Origin of the sequence: Micromonospora sp. NPDC049047, from assembly GCF_040649135.1 — a bacterium.
In the GTDB taxonomy this organism is placed as follows: Bacteria; Actinomycetota; Actinomycetes; order Mycobacteriales; family Micromonosporaceae; genus Micromonospora.
The window spans coordinates 222,542-245,175 of the sequence record NZ_JBEZEY010000008.1 but is presented as its reverse complement, the minus strand read 5'-3'; the positions used below and the strand labels follow the sequence as shown (position 1 = coordinate 245,175).

The 22,634-nt window shown below is 71.6% G+C and carries 19 protein-coding genes; 7 read left to right on the top strand and 12 right to left on the bottom strand.

Going from position 1 to position 22,634, the window contains the following annotated elements; translation table 11 throughout:
- Positions 1-5: 5 nt before the first annotated feature.
- The 4 genes from AB0B86_RS15780 to AB0B86_RS15765 form a co-directional block, all read right to left on the bottom strand.
- Positions 6-965, bottom strand: coding sequence for a VWA domain-containing protein (locus tag AB0B86_RS15780; protein WP_357413738.1), 960 nt, complete (start codon positions 963-965; stop codon positions 6-8).
- A complete protein-coding gene (locus tag AB0B86_RS15775) occupies positions 962-1,963 on the bottom strand; it encodes a DUF58 domain-containing protein (protein ID WP_357413739.1) in 1,002 nt (333 codons plus the stop codon). Before AB0B86_RS15775 ends, AB0B86_RS15780 begins: the two co-directional genes overlap by 4 nt.
- A complete protein-coding gene (locus AB0B86_RS15770) occupies positions 1,960-3,009 on the bottom strand; it encodes a MoxR family ATPase (RefSeq protein ID WP_357413741.1) in 1,050 nt (349 codons plus the stop codon). The genes AB0B86_RS15775 and AB0B86_RS15770 overlap by 4 nt, the downstream gene beginning before the upstream one ends.
- Before the next feature lie 368 nt (positions 3,010-3,377).
- Positions 3,378-3,887: a hypothetical protein gene (locus AB0B86_RS15765; RefSeq protein ID WP_357413743.1), complete on the bottom strand. Its 510-nt coding sequence runs from the start codon at positions 3,885-3,887 to the stop codon at positions 3,378-3,380.
- 337 nt (positions 3,888-4,224) lie between these two features.
- On the opposite strand from AB0B86_RS15765, the gene AB0B86_RS15760 reads away from it, so the two are divergent.
- Entirely contained in the window at positions 4,225-5,223 is a 999-nt protein-coding gene (locus tag AB0B86_RS15760; protein ID WP_357413746.1) for an endonuclease/exonuclease/phosphatase family protein, read from the top strand.
- 196 nt (positions 5,224-5,419) lie between these two features.
- Here AB0B86_RS15760 and cimA read toward each other — a convergent pair whose 3' ends face one another.
- Complete coding sequence (gene cimA / locus AB0B86_RS15755) at positions 5,420-7,003, bottom strand: citramalate synthase (RefSeq protein ID WP_357418354.1); 1,584 nt, start codon at positions 7,001-7,003, stop codon at positions 5,420-5,422.
- A gap of 337 nt (positions 7,004-7,340) precedes the next feature.
- Here cimA and AB0B86_RS15750 point away from each other — a divergent pair, with 337 nt between their 5' ends.
- The 4 genes from AB0B86_RS15750 (at position 7,341) to AB0B86_RS15735 (ending at position 9,869) form a co-directional block, all read left to right on the top strand.
- Positions 7,341-7,898, top strand: a complete 558-nt coding sequence (locus AB0B86_RS15750; RefSeq protein WP_130408034.1) for a peroxiredoxin — start codon at positions 7,341-7,343, stop codon at positions 7,896-7,898.
- Between the two features lie 2 nt (positions 7,899-7,900).
- On the top strand, positions 7,901-8,431 hold the full coding sequence (locus AB0B86_RS15745; RefSeq protein WP_357407894.1) for a carboxymuconolactone decarboxylase family protein: 531 nt from the start codon (positions 7,901-7,903) through the stop codon (positions 8,429-8,431).
- Positions 8,432-8,599: 168 nt separating this feature from the next.
- Positions 8,600-9,058: a PRC-barrel domain containing protein gene (locus tag AB0B86_RS15740; RefSeq protein WP_357407892.1), complete on the top strand. Its 459-nt coding sequence runs from the start codon at positions 8,600-8,602 to the stop codon at positions 9,056-9,058.
- 19 nt (positions 9,059-9,077) lie between these two features.
- Positions 9,078-9,869, top strand: a complete 792-nt coding sequence (locus AB0B86_RS15735; protein ID WP_357418351.1) for a tyrosine-protein phosphatase — start codon at positions 9,078-9,080, stop codon at positions 9,867-9,869.
- 83 nt (positions 9,870-9,952) lie between these two features.
- Here AB0B86_RS15735 and AB0B86_RS15730 read toward each other — a convergent pair whose 3' ends face one another.
- Both AB0B86_RS15730 and AB0B86_RS15725 read right to left on the bottom strand, forming a co-directional pair.
- Positions 9,953-11,050 (bottom strand): branched-chain amino acid aminotransferase, encoded by a 1,098-nt coding sequence (locus AB0B86_RS15730; RefSeq protein WP_357407888.1) that lies wholly within the window; start codon positions 11,048-11,050, stop codon positions 9,953-9,955.
- Positions 11,051-11,189: 139 nt separating this feature from the next.
- Positions 11,190-12,221 carry a 3-isopropylmalate dehydrogenase gene (locus AB0B86_RS15725; RefSeq protein ID WP_357407886.1) on the bottom strand — a complete coding sequence of 344 codons (1,032 nt, stop codon included), beginning with the start codon at positions 12,219-12,221 and terminating at the stop codon, positions 11,190-11,192.
- A 226-nt stretch (positions 12,222-12,447) separates the two neighbouring features.
- On the opposite strand from AB0B86_RS15725, the gene AB0B86_RS15720 reads away from it, so the two are divergent.
- The gene (locus AB0B86_RS15720) at positions 12,448-13,290 is read left to right on the top strand and encodes an FAD:protein FMN transferase (RefSeq protein WP_357407884.1); all 843 of its coding nucleotides are present in this window, start codon (positions 12,448-12,450) and stop codon (positions 13,288-13,290) included.
- A 352-nt stretch (positions 13,291-13,642) separates the two neighbouring features.
- Entirely contained in the window at positions 13,643-13,999 is a 357-nt protein-coding gene (locus AB0B86_RS15715) for a hypothetical protein (protein WP_357407882.1), read from the top strand.
- Positions 14,000-14,074: 75 nt separating this feature from the next.
- Here AB0B86_RS15715 and serA read toward each other — a convergent pair whose 3' ends face one another.
- From serA to AB0B86_RS15690, 5 genes are all read right to left on the bottom strand, one after another.
- Positions 14,075-15,673 carry a phosphoglycerate dehydrogenase gene (gene serA / locus AB0B86_RS15710; RefSeq protein WP_357407880.1) on the bottom strand — a complete coding sequence of 533 codons (1,599 nt, stop codon included), beginning with the start codon at positions 15,671-15,673 and terminating at the stop codon, positions 14,075-14,077.
- 779 nt (positions 15,674-16,452) lie between these two features.
- Positions 16,453-17,466, bottom strand: coding sequence for a ketol-acid reductoisomerase (ilvC, locus tag AB0B86_RS15705; protein ID WP_357407878.1), 1,014 nt, complete (start codon positions 17,464-17,466; stop codon positions 16,453-16,455).
- Positions 17,467-17,557: 91 nt separating this feature from the next.
- Positions 17,558-18,073 (bottom strand): acetolactate synthase small subunit, encoded by a 516-nt coding sequence (gene ilvN / locus AB0B86_RS15700; protein WP_088991111.1) that lies wholly within the window; start codon positions 18,071-18,073, stop codon positions 17,558-17,560.
- A gap of 58 nt (positions 18,074-18,131) precedes the next feature.
- Positions 18,132-20,015: an acetolactate synthase large subunit gene (locus AB0B86_RS15695; RefSeq protein WP_357407876.1), complete on the bottom strand. Its 1,884-nt coding sequence runs from the start codon at positions 20,013-20,015 to the stop codon at positions 18,132-18,134.
- Positions 20,016-20,204: 189 nt separating this feature from the next.
- The gene (locus AB0B86_RS15690; protein ID WP_357407874.1) at positions 20,205-22,577 is read right to left on the bottom strand and encodes a bifunctional diguanylate cyclase/phosphodiesterase; all 2,373 of its coding nucleotides are present in this window, start codon (positions 22,575-22,577) and stop codon (positions 20,205-20,207) included.
- Between the last annotated feature and the right edge of the window lie 57 nt (positions 22,578-22,634).

Below are 22,634 nucleotides of genomic sequence, written 5' to 3'. Positions count from 1 at the left end.
GGCGGTCAGGGCAGGCGGGAGAACCAGCGCATCGAGCCGGCGGCGGCGCCCATCGCGAACACCAGTCCGAGGCCGATGAACCGGGCCGAGACGTCCTGCCGCTCGGTGCGGTAACCGACCGAGCTGCCAATGTCGTCGTAGACGGCGCGCAACTCCTCGGTGGTGCTGGCCTCGTGGAACATCCCGCCGGTCTCCTCGGCGACCTCCTTGAGGGTTTGCCCGTCGACCGGCACCTGGATGGGTCGGCCGCCGCGGTCGACGAACCCGGACGGTGTCCCGAACGAGATGGAGTGCACCGGCACCTCCGCCGTCACCGCCTCGGCCGCCGCCTCCATCGGGTCCATCCCGGAGGTGTTGGCGCCGTCGGAGAGCAGGATGATCCGGGCCGGTGGCGGCTTCTTCGCGGCCGCGCTGTCCAGGCTCTTGACCGCGCCGAGGGACGTGTTGATGGCCTCGCCGATCGCGGTGCCCTGCACGCCGGTGATGCCCTCGGCGAGCCGGCCGATCCCCTCCTCGAGGGCGTCCCGGTCGGTGCCGGGTGGCACCAGCACTGCCGCGCTGCCGGCGAAGGCGACAAGACCCACGTTGAACTCGTCGGGCAGGCCGTCGACGAACCGGCGGGCCGCCTGCTTCGCCGCGGCCAACCGGTCCGGCTCGACGTCGGTGGCGAGCATCGACGTGGACACGTCCACCGCCACCATCACCGTGGCCCGTTCCCGAGGCACCCGGACCTCGGCGCTGGGGCGGGCGAACCCGACGACGAGCAGGGCCAGCATGGCCAGGAAGAGCCCGGCCGGTACGTGCCGACGCCAGGCGGGCCGCTCCGGCGCCACCCGGTCCAGCAGCCGCAGGTTGGTGAAGCGGACCGCGTACCGGCTGCGCCGACGCTGCACCAGCAGGTACGCGCCGACGAGGGCGAGGACGCCGAGCAGCAGCCAGAGTCGCAGCGGAGACTGCCAGGTCACGCGACACCTCCCCGGGCTGGGCCGACCGGCGCGGCGGCCAGTCGACGCTGGGCGTGCACGTGCCGAACGACGTCCGCGCTCCAGTCCGCGTCGGTGCGCAGCGGCAGGTGGGTGGCACCGCTGCGGCGCAACGACGTGTGGATCTGGTCGCGTTGGGCGGCGGCGGCCTCGGCGTAGCGTTCGCGCAACCGGCGGTCCGATGTGCACACCTCGCGGTGCCGACCGGTTTCCGGGTCGACGAGCGTGATCAGCCCGACGTCCGGTAGCTCCAGCTCACGCGGGTCGGTGACCTCGATCGCCAGCACCTGGTGCCGGGCGGCCAGCCGGCGCACCGTGCGTTCCCAGGGCGCCGGCTGGTCGGGGTCGTCGGGCAGGCCGTCGAGGAAGTCGGAGACCACCACCACCAGACCGCGTCGGTTGGCGATCCGGTGCAGCGCGTCGAGCCCGTCGGCCAGGTCCGGTGACCCCCACCCCGGTCGGTCGGCGGGCGGGGTGGGCCGCGGGGCGGTGAGCAGCGTGCGGAGCAGGGCGAGCAGATGGGTACGCCCACTGCGGGCCGGGAAGCGGCGTACCCCGTCGGCCCGCAGCACCTGGGCACCGAGGCGGTTGCCGACGCCCGCGGTCAGGAAGCCGACCGCCGCGACCGCGGCCACCGCCAGCTCCCGCTTGTCCAGCTCGGCGGTGCCGAACTCCATGCTGGCGCTGCCGTCGACCAAAAGCCAGGTGGTCAGTTCCCGGTCGGCGTCGACCTGGCGGACGTGCGGGACGGCGGTACGGGCCGTCACCGCCCAGTCCATCCGGCGGACCTCGTCCTCGCCCGGCCGGTACTCGCGGCTGCCGGCGGGTTCACTTCCCGGTCCGGGCAGCAGGCCGCGGTACTGGCCGTGCAGCAGCCCGTTGAGCCGCCGCGTGACTGTCAGTTCGAGGCGACGTACCCGCTGGTCCGGGGCCAACTCGGCGAGGCCCGGGTCGGCGGGTACGACGTCAGCTCGTCTCATGCCGCCGCCAGGTCCGGTGTCTGCTGCGGGTTACCGGTGGCCAACCGGGGCGGTGGCACCGCTTCGACCAGCCGTCGCACCAGGCTCTCGGCCGACACCCCGTCGGCCACCGCGTCGAAGGAGAGCACCAGCCGGTGGGCGAGGACGTCGACGGCCAGCTCGCGGACGTCCTCGGGCAGCACGTACTCCCGCCCCCGCAGCAGTGCCTGGGCCCGGGCGGCGGCGACCAGGCCCAGGGTGGCCCGCGGGCTGGCGCCGTACGCCAACAGCGGGGCGATCTCCGGCAGCCCGAAGCGGCCCGGGTCACGGGTGGCGAGGATCAGCCGCACCACGTACTCGGCCAACGCGTGATGCACGAAGACCTTCTCGGCGTGGGCCTGGAGGTCCCGCAGTCGTTGCGCGTCGAGCACCGGGCGCGGGCTCGGCCGGTCGGTGCTCATCCGGTAGAGGATGGCGAGTTCGTCGGCGTCGCTCGGGTAGTCGACGACCACCTTCATCAGGAACCGGTCGCGCTGCGCCTCCGGGAGTTGGTAGACCCCCTCGGACTCGATCGGGTTCTGGGTGGCCAGGACCAGGAACGGGGCCGGGACCGGCCAGCTGCGCCCGCCGATGGAGACCTGCCGTTCGGCCATCGCCTCCAGCAGCGCCGACTGCACCTTGGCCGGGGCACGGTTGATTTCGTCGGCCAGCACCAGGTTGGCCATGATCGGACCCAACTCGATGTCGAAGGTCTCCTTGGAGGCCCGGTAGATCCGGGTGCCGACGATGTCGGAGGGGACCAGGTCCGGGGTGAACTGGATCCGGGAGAAGGTGCCGCCGACGACTGTGGCGAGGGTCTGCGCGGCCAGGGTCTTGGCCACTCCGGGTACGCCCTCCAGGAGGCAGTGCCCGTTGGCGATCAGTGCGGTGAGCAGGCGTTGGACGAGCCGATCCTGCCCGACGATCACGCGTTTGACCTCGAAGAGGGTCTGTTCCAGCTCGACGCCTGTCGGCTCGCGATCGACCGAGCTGGGCATGCTGGCCAGGGTGTCCGAGATGTCCGTCACGGTGCTTGCTTCCCGGGGCGGGGGCCCGGCAAACGTGGGATTGTGCGGGCCGGACCGGCCCGGGGTGGCTCGAACGGGGATGAGTCGCACGCAAGCGTGACGATCGACGCGAGCCTGCCGAGGACCGACAACCAGGTCGGCACCCGGCAGGCGGGGCCAGGACCGGCGCGGCGGTGGGCGCGGGCATCACACTGGCCCGGACAGCACGGATGCACGCAACCCGCGTCGGGCACGGGGTCGTGGCGGGCGGACGCGGGTGGACAGCGCCCCGCGTCGCGCACGGGCGATCATGGCCGGGCCGTCGGGCGAGGGCGGGTGGACAGCGCCCGGCCCCCGCGCACGAGCGCGGGGGCCGGGTGTCGATTCGGTCAGGGTGTGTGGGTGAGCAGGGTGAAGCCTCGGTCGGCAGGTGTTCCCGCCGAGTCGCGGGTCTGGATGAAGACCGCGTTGGGCGTGCCCAGCCGCGGGGCGACCGCGATCTCCCCAGCGGGCGGGATGCAGCAGGAGTCGGCTCGGGAGATGGTGGCCAGGAAGGCACCGGCCGAGACGTTGTAGCCGAACTGCACCTCGTACTCGCCGGGGCCGTACTTGAGCACGGTGCCGGTGCCACGCGCCTTGGTGCCGTTGGCGTTGACGACGGTGAACCAGCTGGCCGCCGCCATCGTGGTGACCCCACCCGCCTTCATTGCGGCCTTCGCCGAGCGCGCGGACTCGGCGGTGACCGGCGGCTGACTGTTCGTGCGACGTTCCGCCTGCTTGACGGCCGGCTGCGGCGCCTTCGCCGACGGTTGGGCGACGGCGATCCCCCCGCCAGCCAGAGTGAGCGCCAGGACGGCGAACGTGACAGCTGCCGCCTTGCGTCGGAGAGATGTTTCCATGACAGGTCCCCCTTGTGTGACCGTGCGAATTCGGCCGACCCGCGGGGCGGGACGGATGACTGCCCATAAATAGGCGGACGACGACACTGGGGTGCGGGAAACCTCGCCCACTGGCAACCGGTGAGATTGATTCCTGAAGGATCTACATCCCCCCTGAGCTGGGATTACTACTCAGAGTTGCGTCGTTTAAGCCAGATGGAACGTAGCACCGGAAAAAGCCGAGAGTCAATAGTTGATCTCACTTTATCGACTTGTCAATCAGCCGTCAGATAATTGCGAAACGTGAACGTAAAACCGTTCACGAAACAGTTTCGACATAGGCACTAGGATCACCGTCATGATCGTCGACGGGCCTCCGCCCACGCCCCGGTGGTACCGCCGCTCTCGGCTCGGCCCGGCACTCTGCTGGCTGGCGGTCGCGCCGGGCGCACTCTGGGCGGCAGCCCGGCTGATCGGCCTGGACCGGGGTCCGCTGGTGCAGGCGCTCGCCTTCACGCCGTACATCGCGGGTTTCAGCGTGCTGCCGCTCGCCCTCGCACTCGCCCTGCGGCGCTGGTGGCCGGCGGCTGTCGCGGCCCTGACGGCCGTGGCGTTGCTCGGCGTCGTCGCACCTCGGGCGTTGGCCGCCCCGCAGCCGCCGGCGACCGGGCCGACCGTGCGGCTGCTCACCGCCAACCTGCTCGCCGGCGCCGGCGACGCCCGGACGCTTGTCGAGCTGGTCCGCCGCAACGAGGTGGACCTGCTCACGGTGCAGGAGTTCACGCCGGCGGCGCAGGCCGCCCTGGACCAGGCCGGCCTCGACCGGCTGCTGCCGTACCGGCAGCTCAACGCGGAGATCGGCACGCCCGGCTCCGGGCTCTACTCGCGCTGGCCGCTCACCGACGTCGGCCTGCGGCGCAACCTCAACGGTTGGGGCTTCACCCAGGCGTACGGGACGGTGGCCATCCCCGGCGCACCCCCGATACGGGTCGAGTCGGCCCACCCGTCAGCCCCGTACGCGCTGGACCAGGTCGGCAACTGGCGCGCCGACCTGGGCGCCCAACCCCCGGCCACCCCGGACGGTGGCCTACAGATCCTCGCCGGAGACTTCAACGCCACTCTCGACCACGGTCCGCTCCGCGCCCTGCTGCGCACCGGTTACGTCGACGCCGCCGACGTCACCGGCGAGGGCCTGACCGGCACCTGGGGCCCGTACGACGGGGACCTCATCCCACCGGTCACCATCGACCACGTGCTCGTCGACCGGCGCATCGCGGTCCAGGCAGTGCGGGTGCTCGCCCTACCCGGCAGCGACCACCGCCCAGTCCTAGCCACCCTCACCCTCCCCACCCCCTAACCCACCCCACCCCCACCCCACCCCGCCCCGCCCCGCCCCGCCCCGCCCTCGTCGATCATGGAGTTGTGGCGGGTGTTTTGGCACCGAAACCCGTTTTGTCGCCACCAGAACTCCATGATCGACCGGGTGGGGCGGGGGCGGGGGCGGGGCGGGACCGGGGGCGAGGTGGGGCGGGGTGCGGGCCGGGAGGGGTGGGTTAGACCGAGGCTGGGGCCAGGCCGTAGGTGAGGGCGTCGATCAGGGCGTGCCAACTGGCCTCGACCACGTTGGGGTGCACGCCCACTGTCGTCCAGTCGCGGCCGGTGCCGTCGGCGGTCTCCAGCAGCACCCGGGTCACCGCGCCGGTGCCATGGCTGCCCTCCAGGATGCGCACCTTGTAGTCGGCAAGCTCGAAGCCGCGCAGCTGCGGGTAGTGCCGGGCCAGCCCCACCCGCAGCGCCTCGTCGAGGGCGTTCACCGGGCCGTTGCCCTCGGCGGTGGCGATCACCCGCTCCCCGCGTACCCGGATCTTGACGGTCGCCTCGGAGACCACCGAACCGTCCTCGCGGTGTTCGACGAGCACCCGGTACGACTCCAGAGTGAACGGTCGGGCCGGACCGCCCTCCGGCAACTCGGAGCGGACCAGCAGTTCGAAGGAGGCGTCCGCGGCTTCGAAGGACCAGCCACCGGCCTCCAGCTCCTTGACCCGCTTGGTGACCCGGGTCAGCGCCTCCGGACTGCCGGCCAGGTCCAGGCCGAGCTCGCGGCTCTTGAGCTCGACACTGGCCCGGCCGGCCATCTCGGTGACCAGGATCCGCATGTCGTTGCCCACCACCGACGGGTCCACGTGGTTGTAGAGCAACGGGTCGACCTTGATCGCGCTCGCGTGCAGCCCCGCCTTGTGGGCGAAGGCCGCGGCCCCGGCGTACGCCTGGTGGGTGTCGGGGGCGATGTTGGCGATCTCGGCGATGGCGTGCGAGACCCGCACCATCTGCGCCAGGCAGCCCTCCGGTAGGACGGGCATGCCGAGCTTGAGTTGGAGGTTGGCGACGACCGCGAAGATGTCGGCGTTGCCGGGGCGTTCGCCGTACCCGTTGGCGGTGCCCTGCACGTGGCGGACGCCGGCCTCGACGGCGGCGATCGTGTTGGCCACGGCGCACGCGGTGTCGTTCTGCGCGTGGATGCCGAACAGCGCGGGGTCGACGCCGAGTCGGTTGGTCAGGTCGACGATCACGGCGGTCACCTGGGACGGCAGCATGCCGCCGTTGGTGTCGCAGAGGACCATCCGCTCGGCGCCCGCGGCGACTGCGGTCTGCACCACTGCCGCGCCGTACGCCGGGTCGTGCCGGTAGCCGTCGAAGAAGTGCTCACCGTCGACGAACACCCGGCGGCCCTCGGCGACAAGGTGACTGACGGTGTCGTGGATCATCGCCAGGTTCTCCGCGCCGGTGGTGCGTAGCGCCCGTTCGACGTGCCGGGTGTCGGCCTTGGCGACAAGCGCCACCGCCGGGGTCTGCGCGTCGAGCAGGGCGCGCACCTGGGGGTCGTCGGCGACCGCGACGCCGGCCTTGCGGGTGGCGCCGAACGCGACGAGCACTGCGTGCCGCAGGTCCAACTCGGTACGCGCCCGGCGGAAGAACTCGGTGTCCTTGGGCACCGCGCCGGGCCAGCCGCCCTCGATGAAGCCGACGCCGAACTCGTCGAGCAGCCGGGCCACCGCCAGCTTGTCGATCACCGAGTAGGTGAGCCCCTCGCGCTGGGCGCCGTCGCGCAAGGTCGTGTCGAAGACCTGGAACGTCATCAGGATCCTTTCTCGGAGCAACAAAAAGACCTCCCGCGGGTGCGGGAGGTCTGCGCGCTCGGCGGAGGGGAGAGCCGGCGCGCTAGGTCGCAATAATCAGGACGGTGCTGGTCACGATCGCCACTCTGCCACTCCCTTCCGAATGTGGGAAGAACAATCCACATTCCGGGACCGTTACGGAGGGTTCTCGGGGTCGCCCGGTCCCGAGAACCCGGCCCGGACCCCCGCCGGTGATCGGCTTCACCCGCTCCCAGGCCGCCCACCGGCCAAAACAGCAGTGCGGAACAATCTGGAACGGATCCAGTTACGGCCACCGTGCCGCCTAGAAGGAGGACCTGTGCTCACTGTCGGTGACCGCTTCCCTGAGTACGAACTCACCGCCTGCGTGTCTCTCGACGCCAACAAGGCGTTCGAGACGATCAACCACAAGTCCCACGAGGGCAAGTGGCGGGTGGTCTTCTTCTGGCCGAAGGACTTCACCTTCATCTGCCCGACGGAGATCGCGGAGTTCGGCCGACTCAACGGCGAGTTCGCCGACCGGGACGCACAGGTCCTCGGGGCGTCCGTGGACAACGAGTTCGTCCACTACGCGTGGCGCAAGGACCACCCCGACCTTCGGGAGCTGCCGTTCCCGATGCTCAGCGACATCAAGCGCGAGCTGTCCGCCGCCTGCGGCGTGCTCGGCGAGGACGGCGTGGCCCAGCGGGCGACCTTCATCGTCGACCCGAACAACGAGATCCAGTTCGCAATGGTCACCGCCGGCTCGGTCGGCCGCAACGTCTCCGAGGTGCTGCGGGTGCTCGACGCACTGCAGACCGACGAGCTGTGCCCGTGCAACTGGAACAAGGGCGGCGACACCCTCGACGCCAACGCGCTCCTCGCCGCCGGGGTCTGAGCATGGGCCTGGACGCGGTCAAGGCTGGCCTGCCCGAGTACGCCAAGGACATCAAACTCAATCTGGGCTCCACGATCGGCACCTCGACGCTGACCCCGGTGCAGACCTGGGGCACCGCGCTGGCCTGCGCGGTCGCCGCCCGCAACCCGGTGCTGCTGCGGGAGATCGCCGCCGAGGCGCTTGCGCACCTCGGGCCGGAGGGCGTCGAAGCGGCCAAGGGCGCCGCCGCGATCATGGCGATGAACAACATCTACTACCGGGCCAAGCACGTCATCGGCGACGAGCAGTACGCCTCGATGCCGGCCCGGCTGCGGATGCAGATCATCGCGCGGCCCGGCGTGGACAAGGGCGACTTCGAACTCTGGTGCCTGGCCGTGTCGGCCATCACCGGCTGCGGCGTGTGCCTGGAGTCGCACGAGAAGACGCTGCGCGGCAGCGGCTTCACCCGCGAGCAGGTGCACGAGGCCCTGCGGATCTCCGCAGTGGTGCACGCCGCCGCGGTCACCCTGGACGCCGAGGCCGCCCTGGCCTGAGCAGGTATCCGCCCGGACGGGCCGGCGCCGCATCTCGCGGCGCCGGCCCGTCGCGGTGTGGCGGCCTCGGCCGCACGCCGTTTCCGGCCCCCGGTGGCCGGGTAGCTCCTGCGGGGACCACGAACCCGCCTACGCCGAGACGATCGGCGACAGTCAGGAGTGAACGGCATGGACAGGATCGATCCGCACGCCACGCACGCCGGGCCGGACCCGCTGCACGGCGGTGACCAGGGCGTCGTGCCCGGTGGCGCGCCAGCCGGAACGTTCGACCCCTGGCGGTACCGGGACCACGCCGGGGTGGCCGACGCCGACCTGGTCGGCTACAAGGTCGAGGCCAGCGACGGTGGCATCGGCAAGATCGACAGCGCCAGCCACGAGGTGGGCGGCAGCTACCTGGTGGTGGACACCGGCCCCTGGATCTTCGGCAAGAAGGTGATGTTGCCGGCCGGCACCGTCAACCAGGTCGACCACGACCAGCGCACCGTTTCCGTCGACCGCACCCGGGACCAGATCAAGGCCGCCCCGGAGTACGACGAGAGCAGCCACAGCGACCCGAGCTACCGGGATCAGCTCGGCGGTTACTACGACGAGACGTACGGTGCCCTCCCGCCGGGTACCGCCCGGTGACTGTTCGACCCGACGGCCGGTGGGGTCCGACCCCACCGGCCGTTACCGTGTGAACGTGGACGCCATCGACGACAATCGCCAGACCTCGCTGCCCGCCACCTTCAACTTCCGCGACGTCGGTGGCTGCCTCGGCCACGGCGACCGACCCGTACGCCGGGGCCGGCTCTTCCGGTCCGACTCGCTGCACCGCCTCACCGAGCAGGACCGGGACGCGTTCGTCGCGATCGGGATCCGCACCGTCATCGACCTGCGCCGCCCCACCGAGGTGCAGCGCGACGGGCGGGTGCCGGCCTACCAGGGGCTGACCTATCACAACATCCACCCGGAACACGACGACTGGGCGGGCGTGCCGCACGACGAGGGTGCCAGCCTGGCCCGTTACCTCGCGGACCGGTACGCCGACCTGGCCCAGACCGGCACCGCAGGGCTGGGCGAGGCGGTCGGCCTGATCGCCGACTCGGCGAATGCCCCGGTGGTGGTGCACTGCGTGGCCGGCAAGGACCGCACCGGCATCGTTTGTGCGCTGACCCTCGCCGTGCTCGGCGTCGACGACGCGCAGATCACTGCGGACTACGCGCTCAGCAGCGAGGGGTCGGCCCGCTACAGTGCCTGGCTGGCCGCCATCAACCCGGACGGCGTGGACGTGCCGGCACCGTTCCTGGCTTCGCCCGCCGAGGCGATGCAGCTCTTCCTGGACGAGCTACGCGAGGGGCACGGCTCGGTGGAGGCGTACCTGCGACATGCCGGGGTGACCGACGAGCAGCTCGCCGCCCTCCGCGACCACCTGCTGGCCGAGCCGGGCGGGGCGTAGCCCGCCCGGTCGGTCGGGACCGACCACCATGACCCGACCGCGCCGGCCCGTCCGATTGCGACGGGCCGGCGCAGCCACGCAGGTCAGAGCACCCGGTGCACCCAGCCGTACTCGTCGGCCGTGTTGCCGCGCTGGATGTCCACCAACTGCTGACGCAGGGCCATTGTCACCCGGCCGGGCTCGCCGCCGCCGACCAGGAACTCGCCGTCCGGGGTGCGGACCCCACCGATCGGGGTGATTACCGCTGCGGTGCCGCAGGCGAACACCTCCCGGAGGCGACCGCTTGCCGCGTCGGTCTGCCAGTCGGCGAAGCTGACCGGCCGCTCCTCGACCTGGTGACCCGCGGCACCGGCCAGGGTGAGGATCGCGTCGCGGGTGATGCCCGGCAGGATCGTGCCGGTCAGCGGCGGGGTGACGACCGTGTCGTCGTCGTAGACGAAGAAGACGTTCATGCCGCCCAACTCGTCGACGAAGCGGCGCTCCACCGCGTCCAGGAAGACCACCTGGTCGCAGCCGGCCTCGATGGCCTCGGCCTGGGCGGCGAGGGACGCGGCGTAGTTGCCGCCGCACTTGGCCGCGCCGGTGCCGCCGGGCGCGGCCCGGGTGTAGTCCGGGGAGACCCAGACGGTGACCGGCTTGACCCCACCGCTGAAGTACGACCCGGCCGGCGAGGCGATCACCATGTAGAGGTATTCGTTGGCCGGGCGGACGCCGAGGAAGACCTCGCTGGCGAACATGAACGGCCGCAGGTAGAGGCTGCTGTCCGCGACCGTGGGGATCCAGTCCCGGTCGATCTCGATGAGCTTGTGCAGCGAGTCGACGAACACCTCGGGCGGCAGCTCCGGCATCGCCATCCGCTGCGCCGAGGTGACGAAGCGGGCGGCGTTGGCGTCCGGCCGGAAGATCGTCACGCCGCCGTCGGCCGTCCGGTACGCCTTCAGCCCCTCGAAGATCTCCTGGGCGTAGTGCAGCACGGCGCTGGCCGGGTCCATCGGGATCGGGGCACGTGCCTCCACCCGGGCGTCGTACCAACCCTTGCCCTCGGCGTAACGGACGGTGACCATGTGGTCGGTGAAGACGCGGCCGAACCCGGGGTTGGCCAGCAGGGCGGCCCGATCGGCGGCGGATACCGGCGCGGGATTCGGACGGATCTCGAAGTCGAGCATGTCACCACCGCTCATCGCGCTGACCTCCCTGTGGACAACGGCATGCGAGACCGCACACCGACATGACTGTGCCAGAAACTTACCCCGAACGGTCGTTCAGCGGGTAGCGCCGCTCGGGCCGGACCGGGTGGCGACCAGGCCGACGCCGGGGCGATCAGGCTACGGCGTGGGCGGCGAGCCGGTCCCCGACCTCTTCGGTACGCAGCGTCGCACCCGGCGTGCGGCTGGCCAGCTCGGCGGCGACCGCCGCGTTGACCCGGATGGCGGCCTCGGTGTGCCCGAGCTGCTCCAGCAGCAGGGCGACGGAGAGCACGGCGGCGACCGGGTCGGCGATGCCCCGCCCGGCGATGTCCGGCGCGGAGCCGTGCACCGGTTCGAACATCGAGGGGTACGCCCCCTCGGGGTTGATGCAGCCGCTGGCGGCCAACCCGATCCCGCCGGTGACGGCGGCGGCGATGTCGGTGAGGATGTCGCCGAAGAGGTTGTCGGTGACCACCACGTCGTAGCGCTGCGGCTGGGTGACCAGGAACATCGCGGCGGCGTCGACGTGCTGGTACTCGGTGGCGACGTCCGGGTGCTCGGCGGCGACCGCGTCGAAGGTGCGCGCCCAGAGCGACCCGGCGTGGGTGAGCACGTTGGTCTTGTGCACCAGGGTGACCTTGCGCCGCTCCCGGCGGGCGGCGCGGGCGAACGCGTCCCGGATCACCCGCTCCACGCCGTGCCGGGTGTTCAGGCTCTCCTCGGTGGCGACCTCGGCGGGAGTGTCCCGGTGCAGCGAACCACCGGCCCCGGCATAGAGGCCCTCGGTGCCCTCGCGCACCACCACGAGGTCGACCTCACCCGGCTTGACACTGCCGAGCGGGCCGGCGACCCCGGGCCAGAGCCGGGACGGGCGCAGGTTGACGTACTGGTCGAACGCGAACCGGAGCTTGAGCAGCAGCCCTCGCTCCAGCACCCCGGGCGGGACCGTCGGGTCGCCTACCGCGCCGAGCAGGATCGCGTCGTGCCCGGCCAGCTCGGTGAGCACCGAGTCGGGCAGCACCTCTCCGGTACGGTGCCAGCGGGCCGCGCCGAGGTCGTACTCGGTGGCCTGCACACCGGGCAGTACCGCGTCGAGGACCTTGCGGGCCTGCGCGACCACCTCGGGCCCGATGCCATCTCCGGCCACCACCGCGATCCGCGCCACGACCGCACTCCTCTGCTCAACGGGTCCGTTCCGGCAACGGTACGTCGCTGTCCCGCCTCCCGGTACGCGGGGTTCAAAATATGGGATTTGCAATGCACAGCAGCCTCTCAGCTGGAACTCATGAGGCGGTCATGTCCGCTGCCTAGGCTGGCGATCGGCGGGTCACGGGGCCCTGCCGACCGCTGGGTCGCGACGACGCGGCACCGAGTGCGAGGGGGCAGATGCGATGCGCATCGACGAGCAGCCGCGGACCCGCTGGCCGGACCCGTCGGCGTTCCGCAACCGTCGGCCCGACCTCCGACTCGGCAGCCGTCGGCACCGGATAGACCCGGGCGGCGCCACCGAGGGCCGGATCGCGGTGCAGCACACCGTACGCACCGCGACCGCCGAATACACCCTCTTCCTCAACGCGCCCGAGTGGCTCGGCCGCCGGGGCGTGGGCGAGGCGTTGCGGGACAGCGTCGCGGAGCTGCGCGCGATCGACCTCACCTACGGCCCCAACCGGCCGGAGAGCCTGGTCTCCCGGCTGCGTCGGGGTGAGATCAGCCCCGACTCGTACGCCCCGCTCGCCGACCTGGTGGACCGCTGCGCGGCAATGCGCGCGGCCACCGACGGGTGGTTCGACGCCTGGGCGGTGCCCGGCGGCTTCGACCCGGGCGGCCTGCTCGGTGGCTGGGCTGTGGAACGGGCCGCCGAGCGGCTGCGGGCCGCCGGCATCCACGACTACGCCGTACTCGCCGGGGCCGACCTCGTCGTCCGCGGCCACGCGCCGCACGGCGGGCCCTGGCGGGTAGCGGTGCACCACCCCACCGCGCCCGAGCGCGCACCACTTGTGTTGGAGATGACCGCCGGGGCGGTCGGCACCTCCGGGGTGACCGGGCGGCAGGGCCACGTGGTGGACCCGCACACCGGCGAGCCGGCCGACCAGCTCGTCGCCGCCACCGTCGTGGGCCCCGACCTGACGATCGCCGACGCCTACGCGACAGCGCTGTACGCGGCCGGCCCCACCGGGCTGGCGTGGTTCCGCGGCAACTCCAACTACCGGGCGCTCTTCGCCCACCGACGCTGAGCGTTGCGATCGGCCCCGGGGCCCGGTTGCGGGTCCGCCGGGCGGCCACCTTCTGTTGCGATCGGCCCCCACGCTCTCGGCAACGACCGTGGGGGCCGATCAGCGACGAGTGTGCGTGGCTCGCACAATCGAGGGGTGCGGACCGGTCGCGCCGGATGCCGACCGCGCCACCCGAAGACGGGCCGGCGCCTCGAACTCGGCCAGTGACCGCAGCACGTACGCTAGCGAATCGACGCAACTCGACGCAAGAGTCTCTACACCGGACCGTCGTGACGGGATGCTGCCGGCCCACTGGTTGACCGGCAGCGAGGCAGTTTCGACATGGTGAACGGCGGATGGCACGCTATCCGCCGTGAGTTTCGATCTGAGCGTGTGGGCCCTGGAGGACGGGGCGACGCCCGAGGACGTACGGACAGCGGTCGAGGGTTGCCGGCAGGGGCGACACGTGGACCGTTACCCGGACCCGCGGGTGGTCGGCTTCTACCGGGCGATCACCGCCTCCTACCCGGACCGTCACCCCGGCGCGAACAGCCCGTGGGCGGTGGCACCACTGCACGCCGCCCACGACCATGTCGAGCTGAACCTGCACCCGACCTGCGCGGACCAGGTGCTGCTCGACATCGAGCGGCTGGCCGGCGAGCACGGGCTGATGCTCTTCGACCCGCAGGACGGCTCGGTCTACCCGCCCCCGGCACGACTGCCCGGCTGACCCGACCGGCGGCACGGACCGGAAACGACGAGGGGCCCGGCGTATCGCCAGGCCCCCCGTGGTGTCTGTCCGCTGCTACTCGTCGCGCAGGTCGGCGGCGCTGGCCGCGGTGGCGCCGATCGACTCGGCGGCCGAGGTGAGCAGGTCGGCACCGAGCGCCTGGTCGACGGTGAGCGTCATCAGCGTCTCGCCACCCGCCTCCCGACGAGCCACCTGCATGGCGGCGATGTTGATGCCCGACTCGCCCAGCAAAGTACCGACAGTGCCGACGACACCGGGCCGGTCGGCGTAGCGCAGGAAGAGCAGGATGCCCTCCGCGCCGATCTCCACGTCGAAACCGTCCACCTCGGTCAGCTTGAGCACGTCACGAGCACCCGAGTGGGTGACAGTGCCGGAGACGCTCACCGTTCGGCCGTCGGGCAGCGCGCCGCGTACGGTGACCAGGGTGGGCTGCTCGGCCGTCTCGGCCAGGGTCGCCAGGTTGACCTCGACGCCCCGCTCCGCGGCCAGGTGCGGCGCGTTGACGTAGGTGACCTGCTCCTCGACGACCGAGCTGAACAGCCCCTTCGTCGCGGCGAGCTTGAGCACCGACACGTCGTGCGCGACGATCTCGCCGCGAACCTCGACGGTGACACTGGCCGCGACGCCGCCGGCGACCGCGGTGAACGCCCGGCCGAGCTTCTCGGCAAGCGGCAGCAGCGGCCGCACGTCCTCGGCGACCAGACCACCGGCCTGCACGTTCACCGCGTCCGGCACGAACTCGCCCTGCAACGCCAGCTTGACGCTCTTCGCCACGGCGAGGCCGGCCTTGTCCTGCGCCTCACCGGTGGACGCACCCAGGTGCGGGGTGGCCACCACGTTGTCGAACGCGAACAGCGGCGAGGAGGTGCACGGCTCCTTGCTGTACACGTCGATGCCGGCACCGGCGACCCGGCCCTCGGCGATGGCGTTCGCCAGCGCCTGCTCGTCGACGAGGCCACCCCGGGCGGCGTTGACGATGCGCACGCCGGGCTTGACGATCGCCAACTCCTTCTCCCCGATCAGGCCCACCGTCTCCGGCGTCTTCGGCAGGTGGATGGAGATGAAGTCGCTCTCCCGCAGCAGCTCCTCCAGCCCGACCAGGCGTACGCCGAGCTGCGCCGCACGGGCCGGCTGGATGTACGGGTCGTACGCGATGAGCCGGGTGCCGAACGCGGCGATGCGCTGCGCGAAGAGCACCCCGATGCGACCGAGCCCGACCACGCCGACGGTCTTGCCCTGCACCTCGACACCCGTGTACTTCGACCGCTTCCACTCCCCCGCCTTGAGCGCGGCACTGGCGCTGGCGGTGTTCCGGGCAACGGCGAGCAGCAGCGCGACGGCCTGCTCGGCGGCGGAGACGATGTTCGAGGTGGGCGCGTTGACGACCATCACACCCCGCGCGGTGGCGGCCGCCACCTCGACGTTGTCCAGCCCGACGCCGGCCCGGGCGACCACCTTGAGTCGCGGTGCGGCGGCGACCGCCTCGGCGTCGATCTGGGTCGCGCTGCGCACGATGACGGCGTCAGCCTCGGAGAGCGCCGAGAGCAGGGCCGGACGGTCGGTGCCGTCGACGTGCCGGACGTCGAAGTCGTGGGCGAGCACCTCGATGGCGGCGGGGGCGAGTTCTTCGGCGATCAGTACGACAGGATTCATCGGTCCTCGTAGAGGTCGTGTTTGCGATCGGCGCGGGCGGCCGGGCGCCGCACTGCGCCCTGCGCTGATCCGTGCCGTGGCCGTCAGGTGCCGGCTGCTGCACCTACCCGCGATCGTAGGGGCCTGGCTGGGCGGCGTGTTCCGCTCTGCGGGGTGAGTGCCCTCACACGCCCGGTCGAGGGACGGACATCGGCCGTTCACCGCACCGACACGGTTGCCCGCGTCCACTACAACCGGAGGCACCGCCCTCGGGAAGGAACCGCCCTTGTTGCTCGCCGCGCGCATCACCCTGCTGCGACAGCTGACCCGCATCGATCTCGCGCGGTTCGTGCCGACGCTTGCCGAGGCGTTTGTCACCCGGTCCCAGCAGGTGAAAATCCGCCGCGGCTTCGTGCGTCGGCGGACCGCCGCCGCCGACAAGGCGGTAGCGCTCTACCGGCGGTTGGTCCGGGACCAGCCGGGCCGACACGAGGTGGGACTCGCGCGGGCGCTCGTCGCGCAGGGTTCGGTCCCCGACGACCGCACCGTCGGATCCGCGCTCGCGCAGGGGCCAGGAGGCGCGACCCCGCTCGGTACCAGCGTCGGTTGGTCGTCGCGCTGCGCGCGTTCGCCGACCTCCTCAACCACCTCGGCCGGTACGAAGAGGCCGGCCGGGCGGCCGGTGAGGCCGAGGCGATCGAAGACCGGTGACCCGGAGCGCCACGGCCAGCGGCCGGCGACCCGCGCCGGGGAGAGCGCAGGATCGCCGGCCGCTGGTGGACCGTTGTGGGTCGTACGGGTCAGGCGGTCTCGGTGATCGGGCGGTCCACCCAGCTCATCATGCCGCGCAGCTTCTTGCCGGTCTCCTCGATCGGGTGCGCCGCGCCCTCGGCCTGCCACTTGGTGAAGTTGGGCCGGCCGGCCTCGTCCTCGGCGACCCACTCGCGGGCGAACTCGCCGGACTGGATCTCGCCCAGGATCTTGCGCATCTCGTCCTTGACCCGGGAGTCGATGATGCGCGAGCCACGGGAGAGGTCGCCGTACTCGGCGGTGTCGGAGATGCTGTAGCGCATCTTCGCGATGCCGCCCTCGTACATGAGGTCGACGATCAGCTTCAGCTCGTGCAGGCACTCGAAGTAGGCGACCTCCGGGGCGTAGCCCGCCTCGGTGAGCACCTCGAAACCGGTCTGCACAAGCGCCGAGGCACCGCCGCAGAGCACCGCCTGCTCGCCGAAGAGGTCGGTCTCGGTCTCCTCGGTGAACGTGGTCTTGATCGCGCCGGCCCGGGTGCCGCCGATCCCCTTCGCGTACGCGAGGGCGAGGGCGAACGCGTTGCCGCTGGCGTCCTGCTCGACGGCGACGAGACAGGGCACGCCCTTGCCGTCGGCGTACTGGCGGCGAACCAGGTGGCCGGGGCCCTTCGGCGCGACCATCGCCACGTCCACCTCGGCCGGCGGCTTGATCAGGCCGTACCGGATGTTGAAGCCGTGGCCGAAGAAGATGGCCTTGCCCGGGGTGAGGTGCGGGGCGATCGACTCGGTGTAGATGGAGCGCTGGGCGGTGTCCGGCGCGAGCACCATGATCACGTCGGCCTCGGCGGCGGCCTGCGCGGGGGTGACCACCCGCAGGCCCTGGTCCTCGGCCTTGGGGCGGCTCTTCGAGCCCTCCGGCAGACCGATCACCACGTCGACGCCGGAGTCGCGCAGCGACAGCGCGTGGGCGTGGCCCTGGCTGCCGTAGCCGATGACCGCGACCTTCTTGGCCTGGATCAGGCCGAGGTCGGCATCGTCGTCGTAGTACACCTCAACGCTCATGAGAACTTCCCTTTCGTACGACGGCCGGGGCGGCCCGTCGTGGTCTGTGCGGATGGGTTCGGATCGACCCGGCCGGGCCGACCGGTGGCGGTCAGGCGGCCCGGAGCGCAGGCCCGGCGGTGATCGAACGCGAGCCACGCCCGATCGCCACCAGCCCGGACTGGACCATTTCCTTGATGCCGAAGGCTTCGAGGTCGCGGAGCAGGGCGTCCAGCTTGTCCGGGGTGCCGGTGGCCTCGATGGTCAGCGTGTCAGGTGCGACGTCGACCACCCGGGCGCGGAACAGGTTGACGGTCTCCAGCACCTGGGAGCGGGCGGCCCGGTCCGCGCGGACCTTCACCAGCAGCAACTCCCGGGCGACCGAGACCTGCGGATCCAGCTCAACGATCTTGAGTACGTTGACGAGCTTGTTGAGCTGCTTGGTGACCTGCTCCAACGGCGACGACTCGGCGTTGACCACGATGGTGATCCGGGAGACGTCCGGGTTCTCGGTCTCACCCACGGCGAGACTGTCGATGTTGAACCCGCGCCGGGAGAACAGGCCCGAGACCCGGGCGAGCACGCCGGGCTTGTTCTCCACAAGCACGGACAGGGTGTGCATGGTCACTGCGTCTCCTTTGTCAAGCCCTCATGGCCCTCGCTGCGCTCGGTGCATTCGGTCATGACTAGATGTCATCCTCGTCGAAGACCGGGCGGACGCCACGGGCGAACATGATCTCGTCATTGCTGGTGCCTGCGGCGACCATCGGCCAGACCATCGCGTCCTTGCCGACCACGAAGTCGATCACGACCGGAGCATCGTTGATCTCCATGGCGGCGGCGATGGTCTTGTCCACGTCGTCGGCGTTCTCGCAGCGCAACCCGATGCAGCCAAGCGCCTCCGCGAGCTTGACGAAATCCGGGATGCGGTGCTTGTGCGTGCCGAGGTCGGTGTTGGAGTAGCGCTCGTTGTAGAACAGGGTCTGCCACTGCCGGACCATGCCGAGGTTGCCGTTGTTGATCACGGCGATCTTGACCGGGATGCCCTCCAACGCGCAGGTGGCCAACTCCTGGTTGGTCATCTGGAAGCAGCCGTCACCGTCCACCGCCCAGACCACCGTGTCCGGCTTGCCGACCTTGGCGCCCATCGCGGCCGGCACCGCGTAACCCATCGTGCCGAGACCGCCGGAATTCAACCAGGTGTACGGCTTCTCGTAGGAGATGAACTGCGACGCCCACATCTGGTGCTGGCCCACCCCGGCCACGAAGATCGCGTCCGGGCCGACGATCTCGCCCAGGCGCTTGATCACGTACTGCGGGGAGAGCGTGCCGTCCGCCGGCTCGTCGTAGCCCAGCGGGTAGCGGTCGCGCAGGTCGTTCAGCTGGGTCCACCAGTCGCCCAGGTCGGCGCTCCGCCCCGCTGACCGTTCGACGGTCACCGCGGTGATCAGCTCGTCGATGACGTGCTTGGCGTCCCCGACGATCGGCACGTCCACGTGCCGGTTCTTGCCGATCTCCGCGGGGTCGATGTCCGCGTGCACCACAGTCGCGTCCGGGGCGAACGAGTCGAGCTTGCCGGTGACCCGGTCGTCGAACCGCGCGCCGAGCGCGACGATCAGATCCGCCTTCTGCAGGCCGTAGACCGCGGCGACAGTGCCGTGCATGCCGGGCATGCCCAGGTGCTGCTCGTGCGAGTCGGGGAACGCGCCGAGCGCCATCAGCGTGGTGACGACCGGGATGCCGGTCAGCTCGGCCAGCCGGCGCAGCCCGTCGGTGGCGCCGGCCTTCAGGACACCGCCGCCGACGTAGAGCACCGGCCGGCGGGCGGCGGCCATCAACCGCGAGGCCTCCCGGATCTGCTTGCCGTGCGGGTGCAGGGTCGGCCGGTAGCCGGGCAGGTCCAGGGTGGGCGGCCAGGTGAAGGTGGTCTGCGCCTGGAGCACGTCCTTGGGGATGTCGACGAGCACCGGGCCGGGCCGACCACTGCTGGCCAGGTGGAAGGCCTCGGCCAGCACCTGCGGGATCTCCTCGGCGTTCTGCACGAGGAAGTTGTGCTTGGTGATCGGCAGGGTGATGCCCTGGATGTCGGCCTCCTGGAAGGCGTCGGTGCCGATCGACGGGCGGGCCACCTGCCCCGTGATCGCCACCATCGCCACCGAATCCATGTACGCGTCGGCGATCGGGGTGACCAGGTTCGTCGCACCCGGGCCGGAGGTGGCGATGCACACGCCGACCTTGCCGGTGGCCTGCGCGTACCCGGTGGCGGCGTGCCCCGCGCCCTGCTCGTGGCGCACCAGGATGTGCCGGACCGTGGAGTCGTAGAGCGGGTCGTACGCCGGCAGGATCGCGCCGCCCGGGATGCCGAAGACGACGTCGACGTCGAGCGCCTCAAGGGACCGCACGAGGGAGCCGGCCCCGGAGACCTGGGCCGGGGCGGAGGGCCGTACCGCCGGAGCGGCCGGGGTGGCCGCGGGACGTGCGACGGCCTGGTCGACGTCGATGGTCGGGTCGGTGGCCGCGCGGGCCCGCCGGGCGGAGTGGGCGAGGGTCTCGGGCGTGGGTCTCGTCATGACGGTTTCTGGCCTTCGGCTGGAGTGGCTGGTGGCTAGTCAAGCGATGCGACACGGGCGGGGCCCGCTTCGCCAGGTTCCGATGGCAATAAAAACGGCCCTCGTGCAGATGCACGGGGCCAGCGCACTCTCGACGGGGGAGAGTGCGCTCAGGTAAGTACTCGCAGCGACCGGTACGACGACATGCGGCTAAGCCTGACGCATCTCACGCGATGAGTCAACTGCTCCCACATGTTGGTCAACGGACGTCGGCGCGTCGCCCGGCGACTCGCCATCGGAGGGCGAAGTGACCTGCGCGTACCCGCCCGGAACCCGGCGCTGCGCGGGCACCGGCGTGGACCGTGCGCCCGGTGACGTCGCCGCCTCCAGCATCGCCTCCAGGTGCTCGGCCGGCACCCCCCAGCCGAAGAGAGCGCCCTGACCGAAGCGGCAACCGGCGGCCACCACCGCGGCCAACTCGGTCGGCGTGGTCACCCCCTCGGCGATCACCTCCAGCCCCAGCTGGTGGCCCAGTCGCATGACGATGTCGACCATCGGGGCGAACGCCGGACCGTCCTGACCGACCGGCCGGACCGGCTCGTGCTCCGCCACCAGGCTGTGGTCGATCTTCAGGATGTCGATCGGCAGCCGGCGCAACTGCCCCAACGACGAGTAGCCGGCCCCGAAGTCGTCGAGCGCGATCCGGACACCTGTCAACCGCAGCGCGGTCAGCCGCCGGATCAGCTCGTCCAGGTCGGTGGCGACCGCGTGCTCGGTGACCTCCAGCACCAGCCGCTGCGGCGGCACATGGTGGGCGCGCAGCGCCTCGGCGACCTGGACCACGTACTCCGGTGCGTGCAACTCGCGCGGGGAGACGTTCACCGACACCCAGACGTCGTGGCCGTCCGCCAGCCAACGGGAGAGCTGGTAGCAGGCCTGGTGCAGCACCCACGCGCCCAGCGGGGAGATCATGCCGCACTCCTCGGCGAGCGGGATGAACTCGTCCGGACCGACGTTGCCCAGCTCCGGGTGGTGCCAGCGCAACAGCGCCTCGGCGCCGACCGGACGCACCGACGGCAGCGACGCCACCGGCTGGAAGGCCAACCGCAGCTCGTCGCGATCGATGGCACCGCGCAGCTCGTGCTCCACAGTCGTCCGCCGGCGCAGCAGTTGGTCGTACGCGGCGTCGTAGCGTTCGATCCGGTTCTTGCCGCGCTGCTTCGCGTAGCGCAGGGCCAGGTCGGCGTGGCGCAGGAGCAACTCCACGTCCGGTTCGCCGGCCCAGCCGGCCACCCCGATGCTCACCGAGAGGAAGACCGGCCCCTCCGGCTCGTCGTACGGCCGGTTGAGCACCCCGAGCAACCGCTCGGCGACGCGGTCCGCCTCGGCCGGGCGGCCCTGCATCAGCACGGCGAACTCGTCGCCGCCCAGCCGGGCGGCCACGTCGCCGGGGCGCAGGTTGCTCCGCAGCCGCCGGCCGACCTCGGCCAGCACGGCGTCACCCACGTCGTGACCCCGTATGTCGTTGACGTTCTTGAAGCCGTCCAGGTCGAGACCGAGCAGCACACACGGAATGCGCGCCGCGGCGCTGTCGTGCAGTGCGCGCAGCAGCCCGCGCCGGTTGGCCAGGGACGTCAGCGGGTCGGTGTGCGCCAGCTCGCGGAAGTGCGCCTCCCGCTCGGCCAGGCGGCCCGCGTACCCCCGGACGTCGCGCAGGGTGAGGTATTGCCGCGCCACCAGGGCGAAGCCCTCCACACTGCCGGCCACGATGCCCGCCGCGGTGAAGCGGCCGTTCTGGGCGAGGTGGTACATCGCCGAGCCGGCCATCGCGACCATCGGGGCGATCGCGTACTCGCCGTCGCGGCCGATCAGATCGACCTCGACCTGCCCCGGCCGGCCCGCCCGGTGCACGGCGAGCGCGACGGTCAGCAGCCCGGCGGCGAGCATCGCCGCGCCGGCCAACGCCATGGTCGGCCCGGTCTGGCAGAGCCCGGCGCTGAGCCCCATCCCGCCGCAGCTGACCGCGGTGATGCCGACGCCCAGGGCGGCGAGGCGCCGACGTGGGGCGGCCGCCCGGAAGATGACGATCACGGCGAGCCCGGCCCCGAGCGCGGCACTCACCGTGACCACCAGGATCGCCGGGCAGGCCGTCGGGGTGGCGGCGCCGAGCAACCGGGTGGGCTCGGAGAACAGCACCCAGCCGACGAACCACAGCGCCGCCGCCATCACCAGCCCGTCCAGGGCGAGCCGGGCCGTGCCCGCCGCGGTGGCGGCCACCCCCGGCAGCCGGAGCAGCCCGGCGGCGAAGGCCAGCCCACTCACCGCCGTGCCGATCGCCACAGCGATCGCCCAGCCGGTGCGCTGCCCCTGCTCGTGAGCCCAGTGGGGGTGCGCGTTGAGCGCGGCGACCACCCCGGTCAGCAGGCTGAGAAGGGCGACGCCGGCGGCCGCCGCGAGCAGCACGTGCGCCGGTCGACGAGGCCCGCTGCGCCGCCGGGCGACCAGGGTCAGCAGCACGGTGGCCACAGCGGCGACGAGCCCACTGAGCCCCGCGACAGCGACCAGGCCCGGGGGGAGTTGCACCTTTCAAGAGTGCCGGATCGACGCACGCCATGGGGGGCTGGGTGTGCAACTGTTGGG